The 625-nt window shown below is 34.1% G+C and carries 2 protein-coding genes; both read left to right on the forward strand.

The annotated features are described in order from the left end of the window. Positions 1-73 precede the first annotated feature (73 nt). Positions 74-238 (forward strand): bacteriocin-like protein, encoded by a 165-nt coding sequence (locus tag BBH99_RS23165; protein WP_449384793.1) that lies wholly within the window; start codon positions 74-76, stop codon positions 236-238. Positions 239-336: 98 nt separating this feature from the next. Then, positions 337-498, forward strand: coding sequence for a bacteriocin-like protein (locus tag BBH99_RS22450; RefSeq protein ID WP_165601938.1), 162 nt, complete (start codon positions 337-339; stop codon positions 496-498). The last annotated feature ends 127 nt before the right edge of the window (positions 499-625 follow it).

Genomic DNA, 625 nt, shown 5'->3' on the forward strand with positions numbered 1-625 from the left:
CAAAATAAAACCCGTTTATCACCTCCGAATGAAATAATTTCTTTACCTTAGTCATAGTCAAAAAAATATTACCATGAAAAATTTAAAGAAAATTTCAAGACAAAGCTTACAAAAAGTACAAGGAGGTATAGAGCCTGAATGTTGCTCATTTTACCCACCATCATTACAGCATTGCTGTGCAGCACCATCAAGTATGAGTTGCCCGCCGCCTTGGGAAGATGGATCATTCCCTTGTTAATATTATGAAACCGTACAAATTAATCACGTGCCTGATCCCAATGCATCTTTGCGGAGATGGGATATAAAAGATAAACTAACAATCAAACAAATATAACTATGAAAAATCTGAAAAAAATTTCAAGAGAAAACTTAAAACAAGTTAAAGGAGGGCTTATTAAAAAAGAAAGTTGTGTAGAAATTTACGGCTGCCCTCCGGAAACAAGAACTTGCTACTGGAGAAATTCAGGAGGCGGCGGCGGAGATGTAGTATGCGTTTAAAAAACATCCGTTAAAAATAATTTAATACCACCCATCAGGTGGTATTTTCTTTTAAATACTATTAACTTTTAAATGCGTTTTATATTTTTGCATCAATAAAGAGGAATACAGAATGACGTTTGAGTAT

The sequence above is a fragment of the Chryseobacterium contaminans genome (assembly GCF_001684955.1).
GTDB lineage: Bacteria > Bacteroidota > Bacteroidia > Flavobacteriales > Weeksellaceae > Chryseobacterium > Chryseobacterium contaminans.

Coding starts and splice junctions, on each gene's coding strand:
- BBH99_RS23165 (WP_449384793.1), top strand. CDS start 74: ATGAAAAATTTAAAGAAAATTTCAAGACAAAGCTTACAAAAAGTACAA.
- BBH99_RS22450 (WP_165601938.1), top strand. CDS start 337: ATGAAAAATCTGAAAAAAATTTCAAGAGAAAACTTAAAACAAGTTAAA.